Annotated in this window: 4 protein-coding genes; all 4 read left to right on the top strand. The window is 58.2% G+C overall.

Annotated elements, in window-relative coordinates; genetic code table 11:
* Window positions 1-198 precede the first annotated feature (198 nt).
* Genes vccA through vccD form a run of 4 tightly spaced genes read left to right on the top strand, consistent with a single transcriptional unit; the run spans window position 199 to window position 7082 of the window.
* Window positions 199-4764, top strand: a complete 4566-nt coding sequence (vccA, locus tag AC3RLQ_RS16590; RefSeq protein ID WP_493029796.1) for a Verru_Chthon cassette protein A — start codon at window positions 199-201, stop codon at window positions 4762-4764.
* Between the two features lie 21 nt (window positions 4765-4785).
* Window positions 4786-5331: a Verru_Chthon cassette protein B gene (gene vccB, locus AC3RLQ_RS16585; RefSeq protein ID WP_493029795.1), complete on the top strand. Its 546-nt coding sequence runs from the start codon at window positions 4786-4788 to the stop codon at window positions 5329-5331.
* A 33-nt stretch (window positions 5332-5364) separates the two neighbouring features.
* Window positions 5365-6432, top strand: a complete 1068-nt coding sequence (vccC, locus tag AC3RLQ_RS16580) for a Verru_Chthon cassette protein C (RefSeq protein ID WP_493029794.1) — start codon at window positions 5365-5367, stop codon at window positions 6430-6432.
* On the top strand, window positions 6414-7082 hold the full coding sequence (gene vccD, locus AC3RLQ_RS16575; protein ID WP_493029793.1) for a Verru_Chthon cassette protein D: 669 nt from the start codon (window positions 6414-6416) through the stop codon (window positions 7080-7082). The genes vccC and vccD overlap by 19 nt, the downstream gene beginning before the upstream one ends.
* Window positions 7083-7284 lie beyond the last annotated feature (202 nt).

Genomic DNA, 7284 nt, shown 5'->3' with positions numbered 1-7284 from the left:
ACATCGGCCGGGGCGGTCAAAAACGTGAAGGTAAGCAAAAGCTGTATCCAAAATTAAAATGAAGCTTGGCAGGTTTGCACGCTCAGGACGCACACATGCCTCAACCACGGCCCCATAGGCAAAAATAATCCAATCGGACAAAATGCAGTCAAACAAAAGAACTGCTGTGAAATCGCTCGCAGCCAATCCGTCCAGATCATGAATACATCATCCATACAAAGTATATCATCGCAAGGAAGTGTTGCGGCCTCTGGCAGCAAGCTGCGCCGCCGTCGTGCGGTGGCTCTCATCACAGTGCTCAGCGTGCTGGCATTGGCCATGGTGCTTCTCACCGCACTGCTCAGCGCCACGCGCGTTGATTACAACTCCACCGTGGCGCAGGTGGAGATCGCCAAAGGGCAGTTGCATGCCGACTCCGTCATCAATCTGGCCATCAGTCAGATCCAGCAGGGGGTGCACCAGGACACTGCCGCTTCGGGGGTCGAAATCTGGTCTTCCCAGCCGGGAATGATCCGTCAATACAAGCAGGACGGCACTCTCCTGCGCGGGCTCAAGCTCTATTCGGACAGCAAAATGGTGGCGACGACCGAGACGGAGATCGCGGCAGACACACCGCCGGCAGACTGGGACAAGAAGCCTGCGCAATATGTGGACCTCAACGAGCCTGTCGCCCGCCTGAACCCGAGCTCCCCCACCGGGCCACCCCGGATGTTTTTCCCGATCATCGATCCACGCGCCTATTCACAGACCGCGAGCCGTTCCGTCGAGGGCTTCAGCTACTCCACCTTTGCGAATGGCACCTCAGGCCCGACTCTGGATGGAGTGGTGGCGCCGACCAGCGGGGGTGATGAATCCCAGCAGCGTGTGCCCATGCCGGTGGAGTGGCTCTACATGCTCAAAGATGGCACGTTGGGCTATCTTGATAATACTGGAAAATTTGTGAGCAGCGGCGGCGGTGGGCAGACTGCCACCCGGGACAATCCCATGATCGCCCGCGTGGCCTTCTGGACGGATGATGAATCCACGAAGATCAACATCAACACCGCAGGTGAAGGCACCCCCTGGGACACCCCCCGGCTGTTTCATGAGCGCGATGGCGAGTGGGCGAAGTATCAACCCATGGCCTATGAGTATCAGCGCTACCCCGGCCACCCGGCCACGGTTTGCATGAGCACGGTGCTGTTTCCCGGCCAGAACATGAATCCGCTGGTCACAGACACGACGGCCTTCGCCAAGGCGCTCGCCTACAAGGAGGCGATCTATGACCTCATGCCCAAAATCCTCCCCGGCGGCTCCAAGGCGGGTTCCGTGCTCGTGCCGGTCAATCACACCTTCTCCCCAACCAACTTTCAGGCGGTGCAGGACGCCCTTGGCGAGCGCTTGTTTCCCAGCGTGGATGAATTTTTGCTGCGGTCCACCCCGCAAGGAAACGGCCAGCGCAATGAGATCAATCTCGGCACGAACCAGATCTGGGCGGGATTGCAAAACTATGAGGTGGTGGAGCGTCTGCGCCCGTTTTTGACCACGCGCAGCCGTGCGTCCGAGGCCAATCCGTTTGGTTATCCCAAGATCAGCATGTGGCCGGTGAACCGCACCAATTCCACACGCACCCGCACGGTGTTTGACAACTCCATCGTGAACTGCGCCCAAATCGCCGGGAAAGATTATTTCTTCACCCGGCAGGATCCCCGCAGCCAGACAGAGCTCTCCAGCATTCCCCGCAACACCCAGCTCTTCACCTATCTCATGAATCTGACGGGCCAGCCCATTCCGGGCTTTGGCGCTTCCAATGCCTCCTTCCTCACCAAATACGGCGACAACCGCCAGCAGATCCTGGTGGAAATCTTCGACTACATCCGCTGCACCAATTTGTACGATGACAACATCGCGGAGCGGAATGTCGGGGCCAATCCATCGATCACCGGATTGCCGGATGCGCGGACGACATCCAGTTCCGCCGGCATGGCGGCCGGGACGTTCACGCCGATGCGTGATTCGAACGGCAACAGCTTCCCTGGTCATGGCCAGGTGATGCCGACCGTGATGCCGAAAGGCAAGGACCAGGTGTACCGCGGCATGGGCCGCTTTCTCACCATCAGCGAAGCTGGCCTGCACTTCATTGCCTGTGCGCAGGGCACCAACCAGGCGGGCGGAGTCAGTGCTCCCAAAATCACGCCCAAATCAGCGCCCGGCTACACGCCGCCGACCTGGCGTGGAAGTGGCAGCGACACCGTGCTGGGATGGGACAACTCGGCTAACTGGTATTCCAACTTCCCGCCCCTGAGCGCCAACAATCAGAAGCCCTCCAATGGATTCTACAAAACCAGATATCCTACCACTCATCAACTCGAAGGCCACAATGGAGACCAGACAGGGCACCCCGGTTACAACCCCATGAACTGGAACTGGACGCTGGACACTGACACCCCGCTGGCGAACGGCGTGAAGCGCGTGCAGGCCACCTTCCTGCTGGAATGGTTCTCCCCTTCGGCCGGATGGGCGCTGATCAATCCTGACATCGCCATCGAGATCGACGCGAGTTCGCTGATGGCCGGGGGCAAACGCATGTTCCCCGTGAACAATGGCATCACGGTGGTCCGCCCGTTCAAGCACATGAGCAACGCCTGGGGCGTTTACCAGCGCGGCGGCACGATTTCGTATCGTGCCTTCCTGCAGGAGCGCAAGCTACCCGCCGTGGGAAGAGGAGTAAATGGCTACACCGCCGGCAGCATATTTTTCGATGACACCAACATACCAGCGAATGACAGCCAGGCGCCCTACAGCGGCGGTGTGCACTATTCCTATTATTCCAACCGCTCAGGGGCGCTGCAGAACTGCAACCAGTACAATCTTGTCAGCGACTTCATCGACGTTGCGGGCGGCGATAACGGACGGATTCCATTCTCCGGTGGCACCGTGGTCGTGAAAATCCTCAGCAACGATGCCAACCCCCAGGTGCTGCAGACTTTCAACTTTTCTTTCCCGGCTGCGCAGTTTCCGTCCCCTTTCCTGGCGACCAAAAGTGAGGACACGACCTATGGCACCAATTCGGATGGCTCCATCTGGGTGCACCAGCCTGTGCCTGCCCCTTACTGGTGGGCCTTTCATTCCGACGGTGCCCTTGGGCGCGACAAAACGGGTCATATCAGCAAGATCGCCGCTGTTCCCTCCTCCCGCATGGGCGGCAGGTTCCGCTACATAGGCAATGAGATCGGAAACTATGGCGATGTCCCCTTTGGGGGCACCTATTACCGAGGCAATTTGGTGGTTCCTGATGACACCCTGCAATCTCTGGTGCTGCGCCACGGAGATCCGCGCCTGACCATGGGCCAGTATGTAGTGCCCGCCACCGAGTTCGAACAGCACCGGCTGTACGGCAAGCAGCGTCTCGCTCACAACATCGTCCTCGCCAACTGGAGCCAGGGCCCCGGTCTTGACCGCGGTGAGGATAAAAAAGGCTGGCGACTGGTCAAAGATGCCCCCTACAATGCGGGCTTCCTGCCTGATCATCCTTACACTGCATCCACTGGAGCCGGATTGCAGAAGTATGGCGACTTTGACCGTGGCATCGCGAACCAGACCGACGGGGCCTACATCAACAAACCGGATGAGGGCAACACCTACAGCGTGACTGCCACCAATGGCCAGCAACTGGTGCCCTACTTCTCCAATTCCTGGGTGTCCTGGCTCGGGGGCTCAACGTACTTTTCACCCAACCGGCAGGTGTCTTCGCCGGGGATGTTTGGTTCTTTGCCCACGGGCGTGCAGGACTCTGGTGGTTCAGGGGGCATGCGCCGTGAGCCATGGCGCACCCTGCTGTTCCGTCCACAAACGTGGAGTAGCAAGCAGGGGCAGCAGTTTCACATCGGCGCCCCCAAGCTGCTCAAAGGCTACGGCAAAACCGGCTTGCCCATCCAGGGCATCGATCCGCCCGACTATCTCTTCATGGACTTCTTCTGGATGCCCATGGTCGAGCCCTATGTCATCAGCCAGCCGGGATCTTCGGCCGGCAAGATCAATCTCAACTATCAGATGGCCCCCTTCCGCCATATCCGCCGGGCCACAGGCTTGGCGGCCATCATGAAAAGCGAGCTCATCACAGCCGTGCCGGTCAAAGATGCCAACATCTATCTCACTCGTCCTGGCGGTGCACCGGCAAATCAGACGGAGTCCTGGTTCTGGAAAGAGGACACCAGTGCGCAGGGCAACAAATACTGGCACCGGCAGATCGACATTGATGCGACTTTGAAGCTGTTCGACGAGCGCTTCAGCTCCGGGTTCGCCTTCATTTCTCCTGCGCAGATCTGCGAGATGTATCTCCTGCCAAAACCCATCAATAGCTCCGACAGCCTCGTGCCAACCAGCTGGCCGACGACTCTCAGCGCACTGCTGAAGCCCACTGGCAACAGCATTCTGGCGTTCTGGGAGAACCACGCTCTGACCGCCGACAATCTCAAGGAGCGCCCCTACACCAACATGTATCCGCGTCTCACCACGCGCTCCAACACCTACCAGATCCACATGCGCATTCAGACCATCCGAAAAGCGCGCTCGGCGGATCCCGCGCAGTTTGTCACCGGCGTTGACACCATCGGCTCCGAGTACCGTGGTTCGGCGGTGATTGAGCGCTATCTCGACTTCAATGACCCGGCTTTGGACAAGTCCAAAAACCTTGATTACGCCACCGGCAATCCGCTTTCCAAACCGTCCCTGGATGATCTGCACCGCTTCCGCGTCCTTTCGCAAAAACGTTTTGATCCTTGAACCCTACACCACATCGAACTCATGAAAACAATGGCCAAAAGCAAGCGCTGTATCCGGCGCGTCAGCCGCCTGTCAGCCGCCTTTTCGCTGGTGGAGGTGACCATCGCGGTCGCCATCGCCGCGCTGGGCTTCCTCACCTTGCTGGGGTTGCTGCCGCAGGGAATCAACATGGCCCGCAATTCAGCAGAGATGTCTGTGGGATCCAAAATCATGCTGAAGCTCAGTGGCGAGATGCAGTCCATGGCCTGGAACAGGATCACGTGGACGGGCTACGGGCCGCTGCGCTACTTCACGAATGAGGGACGGGAATTGACTGTGGCCAACACGAGTCAGGAAGACCTTGCCTCCTCGCTCGCTTTTGTGGCCTCGATTTATGTGCCGCAAAAGCCGCTGGATGTTTATCTTCCCGCAGGCGCAAGCGGCAGCGGAAACAGCGCGGCAGAATCCTACTTGCGACGGGTGAAAATCTGCATCGCCACATCGGCCGACCCTTCCTTCGATTTCAATTCAGCGTCCCCTCTGCGCATCACTTCCGCCAACACGCTCATCGCCAAGATGGGGGACTGAGGCCGCAGCCAGTTGCAATCCACATTCTGACTTATGAAACCTCTCCATCTCAAACAACGGCGGCATGGATTCACCCTGATCGAAGTGTCTCTCTCCATGGTGATTCTTTCGATCATCCTGCTGGTCTCGGTTCAGGTGCTTGGCCTGACTCAGCGTGCGTGGAAGCGTGGTGTGGCACGCGTCGAGCAGTTTCGCGAGGCTCGCATGGCCTTTGACAGCATCACGGAAAATCTCCGCCAGGCCATCTTAAACACCTACCAGGCCTATCAATACAACACCGGGGACAAGCCCACTATTCCTACATCGCAGAGTCAGTCTCCCACAAAATACATCCGCCAGTCGGAACTCCAGTTTGTGACCGGCCAGGCTCAGACCTTGCTTCCCGGAGCGCAGGCATCGCAGCTCGTGACTCAGGCGATGTTTTTTCAGGCGCGTCTGGGTCTGAGTGACCGGGTGGGATACGAGGGACTCAACCGGCTTCTGTGTGGACGGGGTTACTTCATCATGTACACCGGCAATGATGCCTTTCGTCCCCAGCATGTGACCACCCAAAGCATGCGCTTCAGGCTCTGGGAATACCGTCCGACGGCGGAGGAGAACACGGTTTATTCGGTCAAACCGGGCCAGTGGTTCCTCAAGGCGCCCGCCAGCGTCATCACCGCCGCTGAGACTCTCACCACGCCTGCGGACACCCGGCCCATCGCGGAAAACATTCTCGCCCTGATCATTTCCCCTCAGGTGACCGCCGATGACGCGGCTTTAAAAAAGACCACCCCGTGGTGGATCGCGCCGAATTATGCCTATGACTCCACGCAGCTTCTCAATGTGACCACCGACAGTCCGCAGGGGACGCAGCATATGCTGCCTCCGAGAGTGGCGGTCACCTTGGTGGCCATTGATGAAGCCTCCGCCCGAAAACTGGCGCTGAAGTATCCTGACACCATGCCTCAGCTGATTCCCCCCGGGGCCTTCACTTTGGCGGACAACAAGCAGCAGGATCTCAAGAACCTGGCGACAAAGCTCCGCGCCGAGCAGCTCAACTATCAGGTTTTTTCCACAACCATCAGCATGCGTAATTCGAAATGGGGCCTTCTCCGATGAAAACAATCTTTCCAGCTCAACATTCGTCCTCCCGCTTGGGCAGGCATTCTCATCCTGCCGGCTTCAGCATGGTGGAATTGGTCATCGTTGTTGCCATCATGGTCATGCTGATTGCCGTGGCCACGCCTTACACTCTGGGTGCCTTGCAGTCCGCCAATCTCACGTCTGCAGGAGACACCCTGATGCAAAAGCTCGCCATGGCCCAGCAGCGATCTCTGACAGAGAACCGCCCAGTCGGCCTGGATTTCTACTACTACAGCGAGGACAACGTTCAAGGCTGCCATGCCATCCAGATGATATCCTACAATCCTGCGACCAATCAGGTCACGCAGCTGGAGCCTCCCGTTTACTGGAACAAGCTGAGCGTGGTGATTGTTGAAGGAGCTCTCTCTCCCATGTTCAGCACCAATCAGACGCCGCTCAGCACGGGGCAGGCCACGCAGAATCCCTTTAAGTCGCTTAACGCGACGTATTATCGGGTCATTTTTTATCCGAATGGTTCCACGAGTCTGCGGGTGCCGCTGCGCACCGCTTATCTCACTCTGATTTCCACCAAGAGCTACAAAGCAGATCTTTCCAAGGCGCCTCCTGATTACTATACGGTGCAGATTGACCCTGTCACCGGGCGCGGACATTCGTACCGCCCGTGATTTGCTGGAGAGCGGATACTTGATCTCAAGACAAGGCGCCACAATGCTGATGCATAAGTGTGGTTGCGATCTGAGCTCGACGACATGCCATCGAGGCGAAAGCGTGCAAAGATGTGGAAGCCAGGCTTCTCTTTTGTGCCCGGTGGCGATCATGTGTTTGCCCCATCAGGGGGCTGCCTTGGACTTCGGCAGGAATGGTCGG

This window comes from Prosthecobacter sp. GW821-HT29F12 (assembly GCF_058803405.1).
The sequence above is the reverse complement of the archived record's forward strand: the minus strand, read 5'-3'. Positions and strand labels throughout refer to the sequence as shown.